This is a genomic window from Streptomyces sp. S3(2020) (assembly GCF_013044505.1).
Taxonomy (GTDB): domain Bacteria; phylum Actinomycetota; class Actinomycetes; order Streptomycetales; family Streptomycetaceae; genus Streptomyces.
In genome coordinates this window covers 56,623-75,473 of sequence record NZ_JABERD010000004.1, presented here as the reverse complement: position 1 = coordinate 75,473, position 18,851 = coordinate 56,623, and the positions used below count along the sequence as shown (strand labels likewise).

Sequence of the window (18,851 nt, the reverse complement as noted above, 5' to 3'; positions counted from 1 at the left end):
GACCGTTGGGTCTATCTTTCCGGCAGCCGCATCGAGCTCCCTACAGACACCGCCGCACCCCACCCCGTCCCCACCACCGGACCCGAGCCGCGCTCCGGTCCACCGCTCCCCCGGAAGGCCGCGATGCCCCAGACGCAGACAGCCGCTCAGCCGGCCCAGGAAAGATCCCCCTCCACCACACGCAACGTCCTCGTGGTCGTCGCCCTCGTGTGGACCGTCCAACTCGTCGCCCTGATGGCCGCCCTGTCCGGCATCGCGCAGGCCGAGGTGGCGATCCACTTCCAGACCACGGACATCGCGTGGTTCACCTTGATGACCCTGCTGACCGGCACCTTCTTCCTGCCGTTCGCGGTCAAGGCCGCGGCCCTGTTCGGCAAGAAGAAGGTCCTGCTCCTGGCCACCGGACTCGGATTCGTCGGCGACCTGATCGCCGCCGTCGCCACCGACTACCGCACGCTGCTGATCGGGCGCGGCATCGCGGGCGTCTACGCGGCCACGGCACCGCTGGCCTACGCGATCACCCGCGACATCTTCCCCCGCCGCTGGGTCGGACTCGCCAGCGGCATCCTCGCCGGCGGTGTCGGCCTCGTCGCCTTCGGCGGACCGTTCCTGTCCGGCTGGCTCCTGGACGACTACGGATTCCGCGGCGTGCTGTGGTTCATGGCCATCAGCACCGCCGTGAGCTTCGCCCTGGTGGCCGTCTTCGTGCCCGAGAGCCCGGTCCGCGAGAGAGGCGGCCGGATGGACTGGACCGGCGGCCTCCTCCTCGGCGGAGCGGTCACGGCGATCGTCTACGCGGTCGGCCAGGGCTCGCACTGGGGCTGGAGCAGCGGAAAGTTCGCCGCGTACATCGTCGGGGCGCTGATCGCCCTGGTCGCCTTCGTGTTCGTCGAGCGACGGGTCGCCGAGCCCCTGTTCCCGCTGTCCATGACCGGGCGCCGCCAGGTGTGGACCGTCCTGCTGGCCACGTCGGTGGCGGCCGGCTCGCTCAGCGCCGTCGGTGTCGTGATCCAGATGCTGATCCTGATGCCGAAGATACCGGGCGTCTCCGAGGGCCTGGGCTGGTCCGGCACCCACAACGCCATCGTCACCAGCCCCATCAGCGCGATGATCATCATCGCCGCCGTCGGCACCGGCTGGCTGGCCCGCCGACTGGACGCACGTGTCCTGCTCGGCGCCGGCTCCACCCTCACGGTCCTCGGCTACGGCATCGGCACCCAACTGCACCACAGCGCACCCCAGATCGTGGGCATGGGTCTGATCGCCGGACTGGGCACGGGCATCGTCATGGCCATCGTGCCGATCATGATCATCGAGGCGGTCACCCCCGAGGAACAGGCCCTGGCCAACGGTGCCCAGACCCTCGGTCAGGGCGTGGCCCAGATCGTCGTCTCCCAGGTGGCGTTCGTGGTGATGGCCCAGCACGGGGCGGTCATGCACGGCACGCAGTTCTACCTGGACACCGGGTTCACCAACGGTCTGTGGCTCGTGGTCGGTTGCTGCGCGCTGGGCGCCCTGCTCGTCCTCCTCATCCCCAGGAGCAAGCGCCTCGACGAGGCCGAGGTCGGCCAGGCGGCCTGACCTGCCTCGGCACGCACCGCACGGGACCGGCTCCGATCGCCGCGTCCTCCACGCCCCTTCGGGCAGCGAGGACGCGGCTCGGGGCCGGTCCCGTGCCGCGTTCCCACAACGCCGCAGACCCCTCCCCCACCGGCGGCCGAGCGGCGGCTCACGCTCTCGGACCGGCTCACGCGGAAGGACGGTATGCGGATGCGGACCGACCACTCCCGGGCCTCCCAGCCGCCGGACACCGTCCTTGCGACGGCGCTTGGTTCGCACAGCACGAAGGCCGGGCGCTCCGCCCGGCCTTCGCCTCTCACCGTCCACGCCACGGCGCCGCGGCGACACGCCCCCTCGCCGTGTCGCCGCCGCTCGCCTACGAGTTCGCGGAATCCGCGATCGGCGCGAACTGGTGCTGGAGGAACGTGCCCGACCAGGCCATCAGGTCCGTCGGCACGTAGTAGCCCTTCTCGTCGTTGACGGCGTCCCAGTTGCCCGCCACGTCCTCGATGGTCGCGGGGCCGCCCTGGTGGACGTAGCCCTCGGTCGAGGCGATGAAGAGGCGCGCGAAGCGGCCGGCGCCCGCTGTGTAGATCTCGCCGCTGACCGGGCAGCTCTCGTGCGCGAGATACGCCACCATCGGCGCGACCGCGTCGGACGGCATGTACGGCTGGCCGGGGACCGCCTCCGTGGGCTCTTCCTCGGGCCCGCCGCCCATGCGGGTCATGGCCGCCGGAGCGATGAGGTTGACCTTGATGTTGTGCGGTTCGCCCGCCAGTTTCGCGCTGCGGGCGAGTCCGATCGTGCCGCCCTTGGCCGCCGCGTAGGACAGGTTGTTGGGCAGTCCGAGCACACCGCTCGACGTCGTCAGGACGACCCGCCCGTAGTTCTGCTCCACGAAGTGGGGCCAGGCGGCGCGCAGCGTGTTGAAGGAACCGACGAGGTGTACCGCGAGGTGGCGCTCCAGGTTCTCCGCGTCGACCTCGGGCAGGCCGGCCCATCGGATGATCCCGGCGTTGTTGACGAGGATGTCGACGCGGCCGAAGTTCTCGATCGCGGTGTCGATGATGGCCTGTCCTCCTGCCGTCGTCGAGACGTCGTGGGTGTCGGCCACGGCCGCGCCACCCGCCGAGGTGATCTCCTCTACGACCTTCTGCGCGGGGCTGACGTCCGAGCCGTCGCCCTCCATGGACCCACCCAGGTCGTTGACGACGACCTTCGCCCCGCGCGCCGCGAGAAGGCGGGCATGGGCCCGGCCGATCCCCCGGCCCGCGCCGGTGACGACCGCGACGCGTCCTTCAAAGCTGAACTCGCTCATGCCTGACTCCTGTTGTACAGCGTGTGCGGATGCGGACGCGGGTCCCGCCCGTTCGGAAGGGACCCGCGGATCGATGGAACGGCTTCCCGGCTCCCCGGCTACCAGGTCACCGGCAGTTCACTGATGCCGAAGGCGAGCGCATCGGCCGGACGGAATTCGAGTTGGTCACGGTCGACCGCCAGGCGCAGGGTCGGCACCCGCCGGTAGAGGGTGCCGTAGACGACCTGGAGCTCGATACGGGCGAGTTGCTGGCCGAGGCACTGGTGGATGCCCCAGCCGAAGGCGTGGTGATGGGTGGCCTTGCGGGTGAGGTCGAGCTTCTCGGGCTGGGGGAAGGCCTCCGGATCCCAGTTGCCGGCGGGCAGCGGGACGACGATGCCGTCGCCGGCCTTGATCTGCGCGCCCTCGAACTCGAAGTCCTCGGCGGCGATACGCCGTTGCCCGAACGTGGCGACCGTCAGATAGCGCAGGATCTCCTCGACCGCGTTCGCGGCCTCCCTCGTGTCCTCGACCCCGCGCAGCCGCGCGATCTGGTCGGGGTTCTCCAGCAGCAGGGCGGTGCCCAGCGTGATCATGGTGGCGCTGGTCTCGTGGCCGGCGATCAGCAGGATCATGGAGAGCAGGGTCGCCTCGGGAAGGGTGAGGTCCCCGTCCTTGATCCGCGCGGCGAAGTCCGAGAGGACGTCCTCGGCGGGATCTTCCATCTTCTTCTGGAGCAGCGCCGCCAGGTAGCCGCCCAGCGCCTGGTTCGCCGCGTTCTGCTGCTCGGCCGTCTTGTCGCTGCGGGTGGCGAAGGAGGCGTGCTCCTGGAAGAAGTCGTGGTCCTCGTAGGGCACGCCGAGCAGCGCGCAGATCATCAGCGAGGGCAGTGGCAGCGACAGTGCCGTCACCAGGTCGACCGGTTTGGGACCGGCGAGCATCTTGTCGATGAGCTCGTCGGTGAACCGCTGGATGTCCGGCCGCAGCGCCTCCATCCGGGGGCGGGTGAACGGCCGGGTCATCATGCGGCGGATCCGCGTGTGGTCGGCGCCGTCCGCGTTGAAGATCGTCAGCGGGTGATGGTGGGCCGTCTCCGCCATGGCCCTGTTCGGGTACGGGAACCCCGGCCGTTTGTCGTCCGAGCTGACCCGGGGGTCGGACAGGATGGCCCGCTGCGCGGCGTGGCCGGTCACGAGCCAGGGGGTGCTGTCGTCCCAGATCCGGGCCCGGGAGACCGGGCCCTCCTCGTTCAGGGCGCGCAACCCCGGCGGTGGGGCGAACGGGCACTTGGCGTCCCGGTCGTCCTGGTAGAAGTACGTGGCCTCGTCGGCGGCCTGCTGGATGTCTGCCTCAGCCATGGTGGTTCCTCCGGTGATGGGGGTGGGGGGAAGGGGTGAGGTGCGGGCGGGACTATTCCTCGATGCGGATGGCCAGGGCGGGGCACACCGCGGCGGCGTTGCGGACGTCGTCGGCCAGTTCGTCCGACGGGTTCTCGTCGAGCAGGACGACGATGCCGTCGTCCTCGCGCTGGTCGAACACGTCCATGGCGGCGGCCACGCACTGTCCTGCGGCCACGCACTTCTCTTCGTCGATGACGACCTTCATGGTTCTTCTCCTGGGGATGACGTGGGTGGGGCGTGGCTCAGAGGGCGACGGCGAGGGCGTCGACGACCTCCTGGCGGCGCAGCCGTGTCTGCTTGGGCATGTTCCAGCCGAGGACACCGGTGACCAGGCCCTCGCTGCGGTACCGGACGACGAATCGCCGGGCGGCCAACTCGCCTTCCACCACGTCCACTTCGGCGTCGGCGGGCAGGAATCCGTGGACCTGGAGCTTGGCGTCGAACTGGTCGGTCCAGAAGTACGGCACCGGCGTGTAGGGCCGCTCGTCGCCGAGGATGCCCGCCGCGACGGCCGCGGCCTGTTCCGTGACGTTCGTCCGGTTCTCCAGGCGGATCAGCCGGCCGAGGTGCTCGTGGTGCCAGCGGGCCACGTCGCCCACGGCGTAGACGCCCTCCTCGGCGCGGCAACGGGAGTCGCACACCACGCCGTTGTCGAGTTCGAGGCCGCTGTCCACGAGCCAGTCGGTGGCCGGTACGGCGCCGATGGCGACCACCACGACGTCGGCCGGCAGTTCCTCGCCGGTGCTCAGCCGTACGCCCGTGACCCGGCCCGCCGCCGAGGTGAACCCCTCGACGCCGGTGCCCAGCCGCAGCCGTACCCCGCGCTCGGTGTGCAGTTCGCCCAGCGCACCGGAGACCAGCGGGCCGACCTGGAGGGCCATCGGTGCCGCCAGCGGACCGGTGAGGGTGACGTCCAGGCCGAGGGTGCGGGCGGTGGCGGCGATCTCGGAGCCGAGGACGCCCTCGCCGACGACCACGAGACGGGCGGCGCCGAGGAGTTCCTCGCGCAGGGCCAGGGAGTCGTCGAGGGTGCGCAGGACGTGCACGCCGGACAGGCCCGCCTGGCCGGGCAGTGTGCGCGGCCGGACGCCCGTGGCGATCACGACGGCGTCGGCCGTCAGTTCGCGTCCGGACCCGGTGCGTACCGTGCGGTTCGCGGTGTCCAGGGAGACCGCCGGGTCACCGAGGACGAACTCGGCGTCCAGACCGTCGAGCAGGTCCTGGGTGCGCAGGGCGGCGCGGTCCGGTTCCCAGGCCCCGGAGAGCACCTGCTTGGACAGCGGCGGGCGGTCGTACGGCGCGTGCGGCTCGTCGCCGAGGACCGTGATCCGGCCTTCGTAGCCCTTGCGGCGCAGCGCCTCCGCGGTGGTCAGTCCGGACGCGGAGGCGCCCACTACCAGGACGTGGGCGGGAGCCCTGACGTCGTCCTCGATGCTCATTGTCGGCTCCAGTGCAGCGTTGGTGCGGTGTTCGGTGCGGGGCGTGCGGGCTGGTCAGTAGAAGTAGCGCCCGCCGTTGACGCTGATCGTCTGGCCGGTCACGTAGCCCGCCTCCTCCGACGCGAGGTAGGCGACGGCGTGCGCGATGTCCTCCGGCGTTCCGGCGCGCTTCATCGGCATCGTGGCCGCGACGGCGTCCACGTCGACGGGTCCCTGGCGCACCAGCGGGGTGTCGATGAACCCCGGCGGGACGTGGTTGACGGTGATGCCCTGCCCTATGTACTCGACCGCCAGCGCCCTGGTGAGGCCGATGACGCCGCCCTTGGAGGACGCGTAGTGCGCCATGGCCGGTGCGCCGGTCTGGGCGGACGACGAGGAGATGTTGACGATCCGGCCCCAGCCCGCCTCGATCATGTCGGGGATCAGCTGCTGGGTGACCAGGAACGGGCCCTTGAGGTTGATCCCGATCATGCGGTCCCAGGCCGCCTCGCTGATGCCGGTGAAGGGTTCGTACGCGGTCGTCCCCGCGTTGTTGACCAGGATCGTGACCGGCCCGAGCTCCTCGCGGGTGCGGGCGGCGGAGCGGGCCACGGCGGCCGCGTCGGCGGCGTCACCGCCCACCGCGACGGCCTTGCCGCCCGCCTCGTGGATCTCGGCGACGGTCTTCTCGGCGCCCTCGGTGTTCAGGTCCCAGACCGCCACCGCGGCCCCCTTCGCCGCGAGTACGGTCGCGATCCCGCGTCCGATGCCTCGCGCGCCGCCGGTGACGACCGCGACCTTTCCCTGAAGTGACATGTGTGGCTCCTCGTGTGCTGTGGTGTGGGGGTGGCCGGGGGCTCACGCGCCGGCCGGTGGCTGTGGTCAGCCCTCCAGGGCCTCGCGGGCGGCGGTGCGCGCGGCGACCGCGCGCGGGAATCCGGTGTAGCCGCTGGAGTGGTAGATGACCTCGGCGATCTCGTCCTGGGACAGCCCGTTCGTCAGCCCGATGCGGACGTGGGTCTTCAGCTCGGTCTCCGCCCCGAGGGCGATGAGGATGCCGAGCGTGACCAGGCTGCGGTCACGTGGGGCGAGTCCCTCGCGGCCCCACAGCGCCCCCCACACACTGGTGAGACCGATGTCGACGAGTTCTTCGCCGAGGCGGCCGTCCCGCAGGTCGACGTCCTCCTCGGGGAACACGCCGGGCAGTGCCGCCCGCATGGCCTTCCAGCCCGCGGCCCGCAGATCAGTGGCTTCCTCGACACTCTTGTCACTCATGACTGACTCCTGTTGCGCGTCGTCGCGTCCCTGAGCGAAAGTTAGACCAGACGGTCGGTACAATCAATGACCCTGGAGGAGATTCACATCCATTGAATGAATCCGACCCCTCCTCTACTCTCAGCCTCATTATTCGACTGACCGGTCGACATAACAATCCAGGCTCACGCGGGAGAGCACCATGAGCGAAACCACGAAGACCAGCCCGGCGGACCAGGACCCCGGTGGCCTCGGCGACCTTGTCGACGTGCTGGTCATCGGCGCCGGCGTCACCGGCATCTACCAGCTCTACCGGGCCCAGGACGCCGGATTCTCGGCGCGGCTGCTCGAAGCGGGCAGCGGTGTGGGCGGCACCTGGTACTGGAACCGCTACCCCGAGGCGCGCTTCGACTCCGAGAGCTACACCTACGGCTACCTGTTCTCCAAGGAGCTGTGGGAGGAGTGGGAGTGGTCGGAGCACTTCGCCGGCCAGCCCGAGATCGAGCGGTACTTCAACTACGTGGTCGACCGGTTCGACCTGCGCCGCCACCTCGTGTTCGGCGCGAAGGTGGCCTCGGCGGTGTGGGACGAGGCGTCCGGCACCTGGACCGTGCGCACCGAGGACGGCACCGAGCACCGGGCGCGCCACGTCGTCGCCGCCACCGGCATCCTGTCCGTGCCGTTCACCCCCGGCATCCCGGGCCGCGAGGACTACCGCGGCGAGCAGCACCACACCGGCCGCTGGCCCAAGACGCCCGTGGACTTCGCCGGCAAGCGCGTGGCCCAGATCGGCACCGGCTCCAGCGGCGTCCAGATCGTGCCCGCGATCGCCGACGAGGTCGCGCAGCTGACGGTGTACCAGAAGGTGGCCGACTGGCTGACCCCGCTCAACAACCGGCCGATCACCGCCGAGGAACAGGCCGGGCTCAAGGGCGACTTCGAGTCCATCCGGGACACCCTCAACGCCTCGCCCAGCGGCTTCCTCCACCAGATCACCATGCGATCGGGCCTGGAGGACACCCCGGAGCAACGCCAGGAGTTCTACGAGCAGAAGTGGAACAGCCCCGGCTTCACCAAGCTCTCCGAGCACTACTACGACATGACCACGAACGCCACGGTCAACGAGGAGTTCTGCGAGTTCATCGCCGCCAAGATCCGCTCCATCGTCAAGGACCCGGCGACCGCGGAGAAGCTCGTCCCCAAGGGCCACGGCTACGGCGGCCGGCGGCCCCCGTTCGGCACCGGCTACTACGAGGCGTACAACAAGCCGACCGTCGAGCTCGTCGACATCAACGAGACGCCGATCGTCCGCATCACCGAGACCGGGATCGAGACCTCCGAGGGCCACCAGGAGTTCGACATCATCATCTGGGCGACCGGCTACGACTTCGGCACCGGCGCTCTCAACCGGCTCGGGGTGCGCGGCCGCCAGGGCCTGCCGCTGGAGGAGTACTGGGCCGAGGGACCGTCCACCTACCTGGGTGTGACGACGGCCGGCTTCCCCAACTTCTACTTCCCGGGCGGCCCGCACGGCGCGCTCGGCAACAACCCGCGCTACTCCGGCGACCAGGTGGACTACGTCATGGACCTGCTCGTCCACGGCCGGGACCACGGCCATGACGTCGTCGAGGTCACGTCCGCCGCCGAGCAGGAGTGGACGGATCTGGTCAACGACAGCGCGGGCCAGTCCTCCTTCCTCAAGAGCAGCTACTTCTACGGCGCCAACATCCCCGGCAAGCCGGTCAAGCAGCTGCTCAACCCGACCGGACGCTGGAAGCTCCAGGAGCTGATCAAGGAGTCCGTCGAGAACGAGTTCCCGGCCTTCACCTTCTCCAAGGCGCAGGACGGCACCGCGGGACCGGCCACGGCCTGACCGCACGGAACGCCCGTACCGCCTGAGGCGGTACGGGCGTTCCGGGTTCCGGCGGCCCGCTAGGGCTGGAAGGTGGTGACCCTCCGCCGGAACTTCCAGGCGCCGTCGTGCCGGTGCAAGGTGTCGTCGTAGCGGCCGACCACCTGCACGCTCCAGCCCGACTCGCCGCGCTGGAAGAACGCCAGGTTGCTCACGGCCGTGGCCTCGTCCTCGCCGACCGCGGTGACGACCGTGTTGGCCGTCAGGTGCAGCTGCGGCTGCGTCGGCGCGAAGCCGGCGTAGCCCTCGCGGATCGCGTCCCGGCCCTCGAAGGTGGCGATGCCGGCGATCTCGGCGACTCCGTCGGGGGTGAACAACTCGGCGATGTCGTCGGTGCGACCGGAGTCCAGGGCCTGCGCGTAGGCGCCGATGGCGGCCTGTACGCCGGCCGCGACCGCGGCCTCGGCGTCGGCCCGGTCGTCGAAGGAAGTGGTGCTCATCTCACTCCAAGGTGGTAGGGGCGGCGGGCTGTCAGACCTGGTAGGTCGTCTTGCGGTGCGACAGCAGCCAGGTGCCGTCGACCCGGCGCAGGGTGTCGTCGTAGTGCCCGGTGACCAGCACGCTCCAGCCCGACTCGCCGCGCTGGAGGAAGGCCACGTCGCTCGCCGCCGTCGCCTCGTCGGCGCCGGAGGAGGTGACGACGGTGTTGGTCACCAGGTGCAGCTGGGGCTGTGTCGGCTCCCACCCCTTGAAGGCCTCACGCAGCGCGTCGTGGCCCTGGAGGGGGTCCGTTCCCGGCAGCTCCAGGACCGCGTCCGGGGTGTACAGCGCGACGATCTCGTCGGTGCGGCCCGCGTCCTGGGCCTGGGTGTGTGCTCCGAGCACGGCGCGCACGCCCGCCGCGACCCACGCCTGTGTGGATTCGCTCATCGGTCTCTCCAAGTGGTAGATGTTTCGACCAGTCAGTCTATTGACTGTCGACGCCAATATGAAGGCTAAAATTCTAGATCGTCAGAGTTGTTGACCGACCGGTACATTCGAAATAGCATGCGGACGACTGTCGACGGGGACCGTCGCCTAAGGAGGCGTTTATCGTGACGAAGCGTTGGAAGCAGCGACCGCCGGGTTCGACCTGGGGAGACTTCGGTGAGGACGACGAGCTGGGGCGCATCAACCTGCTCACCGCCGAGAAGGTGCTGCAAGGGGTGCGGGAGGTCGAGCACGGGGTGACCTTCAGCCTGAGCCTGCCGCTCGACTATCCGGGCGGCACCTCGCTGAACCAGCGCCGCTACCCGCCGATCCTCAGGCCCACCGAGGACCTCCAGCACAAGCAGGACGTCTTCTACAACATCAAGGCGAGCGAGCACTTCTCGCCCGACCTGATCGACGTGTGGTCGGACGACGTGGTCACCCTGTGGCTTCAGTACTCGACCCAGTGGGACGCGCTCGCCCACCAGGGCGCCGAGTTCGACGCCGACGGCGACGGGGTCGCCGAGGCGATCTACTACAACGGCTACCGGGCCGACTCCGACCTCGTCGGCCCCGCGGAGGACGCCAAGGGCGACGGCAGCGGGAGCCTCAGCTTCGCGCGCCACCTCGGCCTGGAGCACATGGCGCAGCACGGCGTCCAGGGCCGCGGTGTCCTCATCGACATCGCGCACCACCTGGGCACCGGCTACCAGCCGGTCAACTTCCAGCAGCTCCAGGAGATCATGGCGGCCGACAACGTCGTGGTCGAGCCCGGTGACATCCTGCTGCTGCACACCGGCTTCGCCACCCAGGTCCTCGCCTGGCAGAAGAACCCCGACCCGGTCGCCATCCACCAGACCGCGGCCTACCTCGACGCGGACGACCCGAAGCTGCTCGAATGGGTCGCCGAGTCGCAGATCTCCGCGATCGCCTCGGACAACTACGCGATCGAGGGCGTGGGCGTCACCCAGGCCCAGGGCCCGCACACGCTGCTTCCGCTGCACCACCTGTGCCTGTTCAAGCTCGGCGTGCCGATGGGCGAGCTGTGGTACCTGCACGACCTGGCCGCCTGGCTCCGTGAGCACAACCGCAGCCGCTTCCTCCTCACCGCTCCCCCGCTGAACCTGCCCGGCACCCAGGGCAGCCCGCTCACTCCGGTCGCGACGGTCTGACTGGACCGCGATCGGATCCGCCGTCGGCCCGTGTCCAGTCCTGCCGATTCGGCCGGGCCGGCGGCGGAGCGCACAAGGGGATGGCCCCGGGATTCGTCCCGGGGCCATCCCTTTGTCATGCGTCCCCGCGTGGGGCGCGCCCCGACGGGCACGCCCCGCACCGCACGTCACACGGCCGCGATGCGCCGCAGTGTGTCGGCGATGGTGTCGCGCGAGGGCAGCCACAGCCGTTCCAGCGAGGGGGTGTAGGGGGCGGGCATCGGGGGCGCGGCGACCCGGGTGACGGGTGCGTCCAGGTGCCAGAACCCCTCGTCGACGGCGAGGGCGGACAGTTCGGCCCCGACGCCGAAGTCGCGTACCGCCTCGTGCGCGATGACGAGGCGGTTGGTCTTGGCCAGGGAGGCGAGCACCGTCTCGCGGTCCAGCGGGGCGACGGTGCGCAGGTCGACGACCTCCACGCTCACGCCCTCCGCGGCGAGCAGCTCGGCGGCGGCGAGGGCGTCCTGCACCATGCGCGACCAGGAGACGAGTGTGATGTCGGTGCCTTCGCGGACGACCTTGGCCCGGCCCAGCGGGACCGTGTGGTCGGCCGGCGGCTTGGGGCCCTTGAAGCCGTACTGGAGCCGGTTCTCGATGAACACCACCGGGTTGGGGTCCTGGATGGCGGCCCGCAGCAGGCCGTAGGTGTCGGCCGGGTTGGACGGCATCACCACGGTCAGCCCGGGGATGTGCGCGAGCAGCGCTTCCAGGCTCTGCGAGTGCTGGCTGCCCGAGGAGCGTCCGGCGCCGAACTGGGTGCGCACCACCAGCGGCATGGAGGCCCGGCCGCCGGTCATGAAGCGCAGCTTGGCCGCCTGGTTGAGCAGCATGTCCAGGGCGACACCGATGAAGTCCATGTACATGATCTCGACGACCGGCTTCATCCCGGCCATGGCCGCGCCCACCGCCGTGCCGAGGATCGCGCTCTCGCTGATGGGCGTGTCGCGGACCCGGCCCGGGAAGGCCTGGGCGAGGCCCCTGGTGAGGCCGAAGACGTTGCCGCCCGCGCCCACGTCGATGCCGGCGACGAAGACGGACGGGTCGGCCGTCAGCTCGTGCTCCAGGGCCAGTCGTACGGCGTCCATCGTGCGGAAGATCTCCCCGCCGGCCGCGGGCGCGGCGGGCTCGGGCAGCGCCGGGCGCGGGGCCGAGACGTAGTCGTGGAGCGTCTCGGGCGCGGGTTCGGGCATGCTCCTGGCCCACCGCACCGCCGCCTCGATCTCCTTGTCGATCTCCTCGTCCACGGCGTCGGCGAGCGCGGTCGCGACGCCCGCGTCGGCGAGATGCCGGCGGACGATCAGCAGCGGATCGCGTTCCTTGGCGGCGGCGACCTCCTCGGGGGCGCGGTACCGCTCCGGGTCACCCTCGTAGTGGCCGTGCCAGCGGTATGTCTCGGCCTCCACCAGGACCGGACCGCCTCCGGCCCGCAGCCGTGCCACCACGTCGGTCATCATCCCGGCCACCGCGAGCACGTCGTTGCCGTCGACGTGCGCGTACCCGATGCCGTAACCGGCGGCCCGCGCGGCGAGCGTGGCCCGGTGCTGCTCGGCGGCCGGGGAGAACTCGGAGTAGTGGTTGTTCTCGCAGAGGAAGACGACGGGCAGATCCCATACGGCGGCCAGGTTGACGGCCTCGTGGAACATGCCCTGGGCGACCGCGCCGTCCCCGAAGAACGCCACCACCACGTCGCCCGCCTCGCGCAGCTTGGCCGCGGTCGCCACTCCGGCGGCGATCGGCAGTCCGGCGCCGACGATGCCGTTGGCGCCGTAGATGCCGAGTCCGGGATCGGCGATGTGCATCGAGCCGCCCCGTCCGTGGCAGGTGCCCGCTTCCTTCCCCATGAGCTCTGCCATCATAGACGCCGAGTCCAGGCCCTTGGCCAGCACATGGCCGTGGCCCCGGTGGGTGGAGGTGATGCCGTCGCGGGGGCCGAGCGGCCAGCACGCGCCCACCGCACTGGCCTCCTGGCCGATCGACAGGTGCAGGAAGCCGGGAATCTCCGTCGCTTTGTACAGCTCCGACGCCCGCTCCTCGAACCGGCGGATGCGGCGCATCCGGCGGTACATCTCCAGGAGCTGATCCGCGTGCGCGGATCCGGTCGTGGTCTGCTGCGGTGCCTCGGTCGTCATGCGCGTCCTCGCATTGCTCGCACGGGCAGCACATCGCCGCGCCGCCTGAGTCGTACTTTTAATGTACCGTCTGGTCTAGCAAACTGATTCCAGCACAACAGAAAACGATGTCCCGGGCCCGTTTCCCCCCGGACTGCCCATAGCCGTCCGGATACGGGGACGGGCATGCCGTAATGACGCTTCGACACATCAGGCGGGGAGAAAAGCAATGCCCAGACCACCGGGCCACGGACCGGGCTTCGAGGTCAGACGCCAGAAGATCATCGACACGGCCGCCGAGCTGTTCGCCCGCCGGGGCTATGCGGCGACCTCCGTCAACGACCTGGGCCGGGCGGTCGGGCTCGCCAAGGGAGCGCTGTACTACTACATCGACTCCAAGGAGAACCTGCTGATCGAGATCCAGTCCCGGGTGATGACGCCCCTGCTCTCCCGGGCCCGGCAGATCGCGGCACTCGACGCCCATCCGCTGGTACGGCTGCGGCTGCTCTCGGAGTCACTGCTGACCATCATCTTCCGAAGGCTCGACCACATCTGGGTGTACGAGCACGACTACCGCAGCCTCACCGGCGCCCCGCTCAAGGCCCTGCTGGGCCAGCGTGCCGAGTTCGAGCGGGTGGTCAAGGGGCTGTTGACGGAGGCGATCGAGCAGGACGCCTTCCGCGCGGTCGATCCGCGGGTGGCCACCCTCCAGTTCCTCAACCTGCACAACCACACCTACCAGTGGGCGAAGCCGGGCGGCCGGTGGGACGCCGCGTTCCTGTCGCGGGAGTACTGCGGCACCCTGCTGCGCGGGTTCGGCGCGCCCGGCGCCGTCCTGCCGGACGTGGAGCGGGAGGCGGAGGCGTTCAAACGCGACCGCCCCGATCTGCCGCTCGATCCCGAAGCCGGGTGGGGGCCCACCTCGCTGGCGAGCTGAGGCGCGGGGGCCCGCGGCGCACACCGCGGGCCCCCGCGTCTCAGAACTGCTTCACCAGCGCCCGCGCGATGACGTCCCGCTGGATCTCGTTCGTGCCCTCGCCGATCTCCAGGATCTTGGCGTCGGCGTAGAACCGCGAGATCTCCGACTCCCGCACATAGCCGTAGCCGCCGTGGATCTGCACCGCCTGGGAAGCGGCCCGGTTGGCGACCTCGGAGGCGTAGAGCTTCGCCATCGCGGCCTCCTTGCCGTACGGGCGGCCCTGGTCGGCGAGCCATGCGGCGCGGTAGACCATCCAGCGGGCGGCCTCGAACTCCGTGCCGATGTCGGCGATCTTGTGCGCCACCGCCTGGAAGGACGACAGCGGCCGGCCGAACTGATGCCGCTCGGTGGCGTGTTTGACGGCCAGCGCGAGCGCCGCCTTCGCCAGGGACAGCGCGAGCGCGGCGACACTGATCCGGCCCTTGTCCAGGACGGAGAGGAACTGGCGCAGCCCGCCCCCCTCCTCGCCGATGAGGTGGTCGTCGGAGATCCAGCAGTCGTCGAAGACCAGCTCCCGGGTGTCCATGGCGTGCCAGCCGAGCTTCTTCAGCTTCGCCCCGCAGCTGTAACCGGGCGTGCCGGTCGGGACGTAGAAGGTGGCGAACCGTTTCCGCCCGTCCTCGCCCTTGCCCGTGGTGGCCAGCAGGGTGACGCCCTGGCTGATGTCGGTGCCGGCGTTGGTGATGAACATCTTGGTGCCGTTGATCACCCAACCACCGTCCCGCCGCTGGGCGGTGGTGGTGATGCCGGCGGCGTCCGAGCCGGCGCCGGGCTCGGTGAGACCGAAGGCTCCGATGGCCTCGCCCCGGGCCAGCGGGGCCAGCCAGCGCTGCTTCTGCTCCTCCGTGCCGTAGGCCAGCAGCGGCAGGGTGGCGATGGTCGAGTGCGCGTTCCAGGAGGAGGCGACCGACTGGTCGGCGGCGCCCAGTTCCTCCATCACGGCGACGTAGGACACGGTGTCGGAGCCCGCGCCGCCGTATTCCTCGGGCACCAGCATGCCCATCAGGCCGAGTTCGCCGAGCTTGGTGAAGATGTGCGTCGGGAACTGCTCGTTCTCCGACCACTCGGCCGCGTTCGGGCCGATCTCCTTGGCCGCGAACTCGCGGACCATGTCCTGCAGGTCCCGCGTCTCCTCCGGCAGGTCGAAATCCATGTCACAGTCCCTTCGGGGTGAGCAGCACCTTCAGGTGCCTTGCGCGGTCGGCCGCCAGGTCCGCGAAGACACCGGCTCCTTCCGAGAGCGAGAAACGTCCGGTGATCAGAGGTGAGGCGTCCAGACGCCCGGTGCTCATCAGGTCGATCACCCGGGGGATGTCGAAGTTGTAGCCGAGCGTGCCGAGCACGGACCGCTCGTAGAAGACGAGTTGGCCCATGTCGATCTCGACGTTGCCGTGGCCGACACCGGCGAGCACGACCGTGCCGCCGCGCCGGACCGTGGCCACCGCCTGGCCCGCGAGCGCGGGGACGCCGGTGGCGTCGATGACGACATCCGGGCCGATGCGGCCGGTCCTGAGGAACAGCTCCCGGCGTACGTCCGTCTCGCGCGGGTCGAAGGCCTCCGTGACGCCGAGGTCGAGGAGCTTCTCCCGGCGTTCCTTCAGCGGCTCGCTCACGTAGAGCCCGGCGGCTCCGGCGAGGCGGGCCGCGAGGACGACGGCGAAGCCGATCGGTCCGCCGCCGACGACCAGGACGTTGTCACCGGGCCGCACTCCCGCCCGGGTGACCGCGTGCAGGCCCACCGCGAGCGGCTCGGCCACGGCGGCCATCTCGTCGCTGACGTTGCCGGGCAACCGGGTGAGCCCCGCGATCGGCACGGTGACACGATCGGCGAAGGCACCGGGCGAGGCGAGGCCCACCGAGCCGCTCCTGGGGCAGATGTGGTACTCGCCGCGCACACACCAGAAGCAGACGCCGCACCGCCAGACGGGGTCGGCGGTCACCCGGTCGCCGATCGCGACACCGGGCACCGCCCGGCCCAACGCGACCACGGTGCCGCTCAGTTCGTGCCCGAGGGCGAGCGGTGGACTGGCCCCCGTGAACGGGTGCGGATCGCTGCGGATCATATGGGGGCCTTCGAGGAACTCGTGCAGGTCGGTGCCGCACACCCCGCACCAGGCCACCTCGATCACGGCTTCGTGCGGCCCGGGTTCCGGCGGGTCCGGCACCTCTTCCAGCCGCAGATCACGTGCGCCGTGCCAGCGCAAGGCCTTCATCTTCCCTCCCCTTTCTATGGGTTGTTCGTTTGCTGCGGCGCCGTCGTGGCTGATCGCGCAGTTCCCCGCGCCCCTTACGGGGCGCTGCCGAACCCGCCTACTTGTCTCGCTCGGGTCCCTCGAAGCGGGCCTTGCCCGGGCCGTGTTCGAGGAAGGATCGGATGCCGCCGGCCGCATCTGCCGTGCCGAACACCCCCGTGAACAGGGACCGTTCGAGCGCCAGTCCGGCGGACAGAGAGCTGTCGGCGCCGTGGTCCACCGCCTCCTTGATCGCCTCCAGGGCCGCGGCGGGCCCCTCGGCCAGCCGCCGGGCGTACCGCAGCGCGCTGTCGTAGGCCTCGCCCGGGGGGACGACCTCGTCCACGAGGCCGAGGCGCAGTGCCTCCTCGGCGCCCACCCGGCGGCCGGTCATCAGCAGGTTCTTGGCCCGCGACGGCCCGATCAGCCGGGTCAGCCGCTGGGTGCCACCGGAGCCGGGGATGATGCCGAGCTGCACCTCCGGCTGGCCGAGGAGCGCGTCGTCGGCGGCCACCCGGTAGTCGGCGGCGAGGGCCAGCTCCAGGCCGCCGCCGAGCGCGTACCCGGTGATCGCGGCGATGACCGGCACGGGCAGCCGGGCGACCTCGTCGAAGGTCCGTTGCAGCGCCCGGTTCCAGCCCCGTACCTCCTCGGAGTCCATCAGGGCCAGCGCCTTGACGTCCGCCCCGGCGGCGAAGAGTCGCTCTCCGCCGTAGAGGACGACAGCCTTCACCTCGCGGTCGTCCGCCAGCCCGCGCACGGCGGCGGCCAGTTCGGCGCGTTGGGCGGTGTCGAAGGCGTTCATGGGCGGATGGTCGAGGCGAACGGTGACGACGGGGCCGTCGGTGTCGAGGCGGATGCGAGGCAAGGGGCCCTCCTCGGTGGGGGAAGCGACTCGGCCCGTCCGGATGGTTGTCGGCCAGTGGGCTCCGTCGTAAAGTGCGGCTCAACGTTTTATAGACCAAGAGGTACACTAAATCTTGGTAGCGGGCAACCGACCGGTCGGGACAATCCCGGCCGCCGAGCCGGAGAGTCGCCGTGCACAATTTCTCGAGCATCCTCGATTACCACCTCACCCAGCGGCCCGACGCCGTGGCCGTGACGCAGGAGGAGCGCCGCCTGACGGTGCGCGCACTCCATGAACGGGTCAACCGGCTGGCCGCCGGTCTGACAGAACTGGGTGTCGGGCGTGGTGACGTGGTGGGACTGCTGCTCTACAACCGGCCCGAGTTCCTGGAACTCGTCTACGCCGTGAACCGCGTCGGGGCGGTCTTCCTGCCGTTGAACTACCGCCTCTCCGAGGAGGAGTGGGCGTACATCCTGGATCACGCGCGGGTCAGGGCGATCGTCACCGAGCCGGAGTTCCTGCGGCCGACGGACCGGATCGCCGCGAAGCTGACCGGTCTGGAGCACCGGATCCTGGTGGATGGCGAGCCCCCGTCCGACGGGTGGACCGGCTACGAGGCGCTCCTCGACCGGCACCCGGGCGCCCGGGTCCAACCGGTGGATGTCGGCCCCGACGACCTCCAGCGCCTGATGTACACCTCCGGCACGACCTCACGGCCCAAGGGCGTGCGCATCACGTACGGGAACGTGCAGGCCAAGAACCTGGCCCACATCGTCCACTTCGGCCTGACCGCGGCCGACACCACGCTGGTCTGCGGACCGCTCTACCACGTGGGCGGCCTGGACATGCCGGCCCTCGGCGTCCTGTACACGGGCGGCAGCGTGGTGCTCCAGCGCAAGTTCGACCCGGAGTGCGCCCTGCGCGCGATCCAGGAGCACCGCGTCACCAACGCGTGGCTGGCCCCCGCCATGGTCAACGCGGTGCTGGAGGTCCCGGACCGGGAGTCCTACGACACCAAGTCCGTCCGCTTCATCCTCGGCGGCGGCGAGAAGACCCCGGAACCGGTCCTGCGCCGCGTCATGAACGCCTTCCCCAACGCCTGGTTCGCCGACGCCTACGGCCTCACCGAGACCGTCTCCGGCGACACCTTCCTCGACCGGGAGCACTCGCTGTCCAAACTGGGGTCGGTCGGCCGCCCCGTGCCCCACACGCGCGTGCGGATCGTCGACGACTCGGACCAGGAAGTCCCGGCCGGCGAGCTGGGCGAGATCACGCTGCGCGGCCCGAAGGTCTTCGCGGGCTACTGGCGCGACGAGAAGGCCACGGCCGCCGCCCTCAAGGACGGCTGGTTCCACACCGGGGACATCGGGCACCTCGACGAGGACGGCTTCCTCTACATCGACGACCGCAAGAAGGACATGATCGTCTCCGGTGGCGAGAACATCGCCACCCCCGAGGTCGAACGGGTCCTGTACGAACACCCCGCCGTCCTGGAGGCGGCCGTGGTCGGTCTGACCCATCCCCGCTGGGGCGAGGTCCCGCGCGCCTTCGTGGTGTTCCGGCCCGGAGCCGGCGCCGGAGCCGAGGAGCTGCGGGAGTTCTGTCTGGAGCGGCTGGCCAAGTTCAAGGTCCCGGTCCGCTTCGACGTCGTCGACGAACTTCCCCGTACCCCTTCGGGCAAGGTCCTCAAGCGGACCCTGCGCGACATCCCCGCGGAGGGCTGAA

General features: G+C 70.4%; 17 protein-coding genes. 5 read left to right on the top strand and 12 right to left on the bottom strand.

Annotation, left to right across the window (positions count from 1 at the left end):
* The first annotated feature begins 123 nt into the window (after positions 1–123).
* Positions 124–1,581, top strand: coding sequence for an MFS transporter (locus tag HLK59_RS02790; RefSeq protein ID WP_171139557.1), 1,458 nt, complete (start codon positions 124–126; stop codon positions 1,579–1,581).
* A 355-nt stretch (positions 1,582–1,936) separates the two neighbouring features.
* Here HLK59_RS02790 and HLK59_RS02785 read toward each other — a convergent pair whose 3' ends face one another.
* The 6 genes from HLK59_RS02785 to HLK59_RS02760 all read right to left on the bottom strand — a co-directional run bounded on the left by HLK59_RS02785 (position 1,937) and on the right by HLK59_RS02760 (position 6,950).
* Positions 1,937–2,878: an SDR family NAD(P)-dependent oxidoreductase gene (locus tag HLK59_RS02785; RefSeq protein WP_171139556.1), complete on the bottom strand. Its 942-nt coding sequence runs from the start codon at positions 2,876–2,878 to the stop codon at positions 1,937–1,939.
* Between the two features lie 98 nt (positions 2,879–2,976).
* Positions 2,977–4,215 carry a cytochrome P450 gene (locus tag HLK59_RS02780; protein WP_171139555.1) on the bottom strand — a complete coding sequence of 413 codons (1,239 nt, stop codon included), beginning with the start codon at positions 4,213–4,215 and terminating at the stop codon, positions 2,977–2,979.
* Positions 4,216–4,267: 52 nt separating this feature from the next.
* Positions 4,268–4,462: a ferredoxin gene (locus HLK59_RS02775; protein ID WP_171139554.1), complete on the bottom strand. Its 195-nt coding sequence runs from the start codon at positions 4,460–4,462 to the stop codon at positions 4,268–4,270.
* A 37-nt stretch (positions 4,463–4,499) separates the two neighbouring features.
* A complete protein-coding gene (locus HLK59_RS02770; RefSeq protein ID WP_171139553.1) occupies positions 4,500–5,696 on the bottom strand; it encodes an FAD-dependent oxidoreductase in 1,197 nt (398 codons plus the stop codon).
* A 54-nt stretch (positions 5,697–5,750) separates the two neighbouring features.
* Positions 5,751–6,491, bottom strand: coding sequence for an SDR family NAD(P)-dependent oxidoreductase (locus HLK59_RS02765; protein ID WP_171139552.1), 741 nt, complete (start codon positions 6,489–6,491; stop codon positions 5,751–5,753).
* 66 nt (positions 6,492–6,557) lie between these two features.
* Positions 6,558–6,950: a carboxymuconolactone decarboxylase family protein gene (locus HLK59_RS02760; protein ID WP_171139551.1), complete on the bottom strand. Its 393-nt coding sequence runs from the start codon at positions 6,948–6,950 to the stop codon at positions 6,558–6,560.
* Positions 6,951–7,131: 181 nt separating this feature from the next.
* Between HLK59_RS02760 and HLK59_RS02755 the strand changes: the two genes are divergently transcribed.
* Positions 7,132–8,802: an NAD(P)/FAD-dependent oxidoreductase gene (locus tag HLK59_RS02755; protein ID WP_171139550.1), complete on the top strand. Its 1,671-nt coding sequence runs from the start codon at positions 7,132–7,134 to the stop codon at positions 8,800–8,802.
* A 59-nt stretch (positions 8,803–8,861) separates the two neighbouring features.
* On the opposite strand, the gene HLK59_RS02750 is transcribed toward HLK59_RS02755, so the two are convergent.
* Entirely contained in the window at positions 8,862–9,281 is a 420-nt protein-coding gene (locus HLK59_RS02750) for a nuclear transport factor 2 family protein (RefSeq protein WP_171139549.1), read from the bottom strand.
* 31 nt (positions 9,282–9,312) lie between these two features.
* The gene (locus HLK59_RS02745; RefSeq protein WP_171139548.1) at positions 9,313–9,711 is read right to left on the bottom strand and encodes a nuclear transport factor 2 family protein; all 399 of its coding nucleotides are present in this window, start codon (positions 9,709–9,711) and stop codon (positions 9,313–9,315) included.
* Positions 9,712–9,875: 164 nt separating this feature from the next.
* Here HLK59_RS02745 and HLK59_RS02740 point away from each other — a divergent pair, with 164 nt between their 5' ends.
* The gene (locus tag HLK59_RS02740; protein WP_171139547.1) at positions 9,876–10,922 is read left to right on the top strand and encodes a cyclase family protein; all 1,047 of its coding nucleotides are present in this window, start codon (positions 9,876–9,878) and stop codon (positions 10,920–10,922) included.
* Positions 10,923–11,089: 167 nt separating this feature from the next.
* Here HLK59_RS02740 and HLK59_RS02735 read toward each other — a convergent pair whose 3' ends face one another.
* On the bottom strand, positions 11,090–13,090 hold the full coding sequence (locus HLK59_RS02735) for a dehydrogenase E1 component subunit alpha/beta (RefSeq protein ID WP_171139546.1): 2,001 nt from the start codon (positions 13,088–13,090) through the stop codon (positions 11,090–11,092).
* Positions 13,091–13,298: 208 nt separating this feature from the next.
* On the opposite strand from HLK59_RS02735, the gene HLK59_RS02730 reads away from it, so the two are divergent.
* Entirely contained in the window at positions 13,299–14,006 is a 708-nt protein-coding gene (locus HLK59_RS02730) for a TetR/AcrR family transcriptional regulator (protein ID WP_171139545.1), read from the top strand.
* A 40-nt stretch (positions 14,007–14,046) separates the two neighbouring features.
* On the opposite strand, the gene HLK59_RS02725 is transcribed toward HLK59_RS02730, so the two are convergent.
* The 3 genes from HLK59_RS02725 to HLK59_RS02715 all read right to left on the bottom strand — a co-directional run bounded on the left by HLK59_RS02725 (position 14,047) and on the right by HLK59_RS02715 (position 17,147).
* A complete protein-coding gene (locus HLK59_RS02725; protein ID WP_171139544.1) occupies positions 14,047–15,201 on the bottom strand; it encodes an acyl-CoA dehydrogenase family protein in 1,155 nt (384 codons plus the stop codon).
* A gap of 1 nt (position 15,202) precedes the next feature.
* A complete protein-coding gene (locus HLK59_RS02720) occupies positions 15,203–16,261 on the bottom strand; it encodes an alcohol dehydrogenase catalytic domain-containing protein (protein WP_171139543.1) in 1,059 nt (352 codons plus the stop codon).
* 97 nt (positions 16,262–16,358) lie between these two features.
* Positions 16,359–17,147 carry an enoyl-CoA hydratase/isomerase family protein gene (locus tag HLK59_RS02715; protein ID WP_171139542.1) on the bottom strand — a complete coding sequence of 263 codons (789 nt, stop codon included), beginning with the start codon at positions 17,145–17,147 and terminating at the stop codon, positions 16,359–16,361.
* A 170-nt stretch (positions 17,148–17,317) separates the two neighbouring features.
* Here HLK59_RS02715 and HLK59_RS02710 point away from each other — a divergent pair, with 170 nt between their 5' ends.
* Positions 17,318–18,850 carry a long-chain fatty acid--CoA ligase gene (locus HLK59_RS02710; RefSeq protein WP_171139541.1) on the top strand — a complete coding sequence of 511 codons (1,533 nt, stop codon included), beginning with the start codon at positions 17,318–17,320 and terminating at the stop codon, positions 18,848–18,850.
* Position 18,851 lies beyond the last annotated feature (1 nt).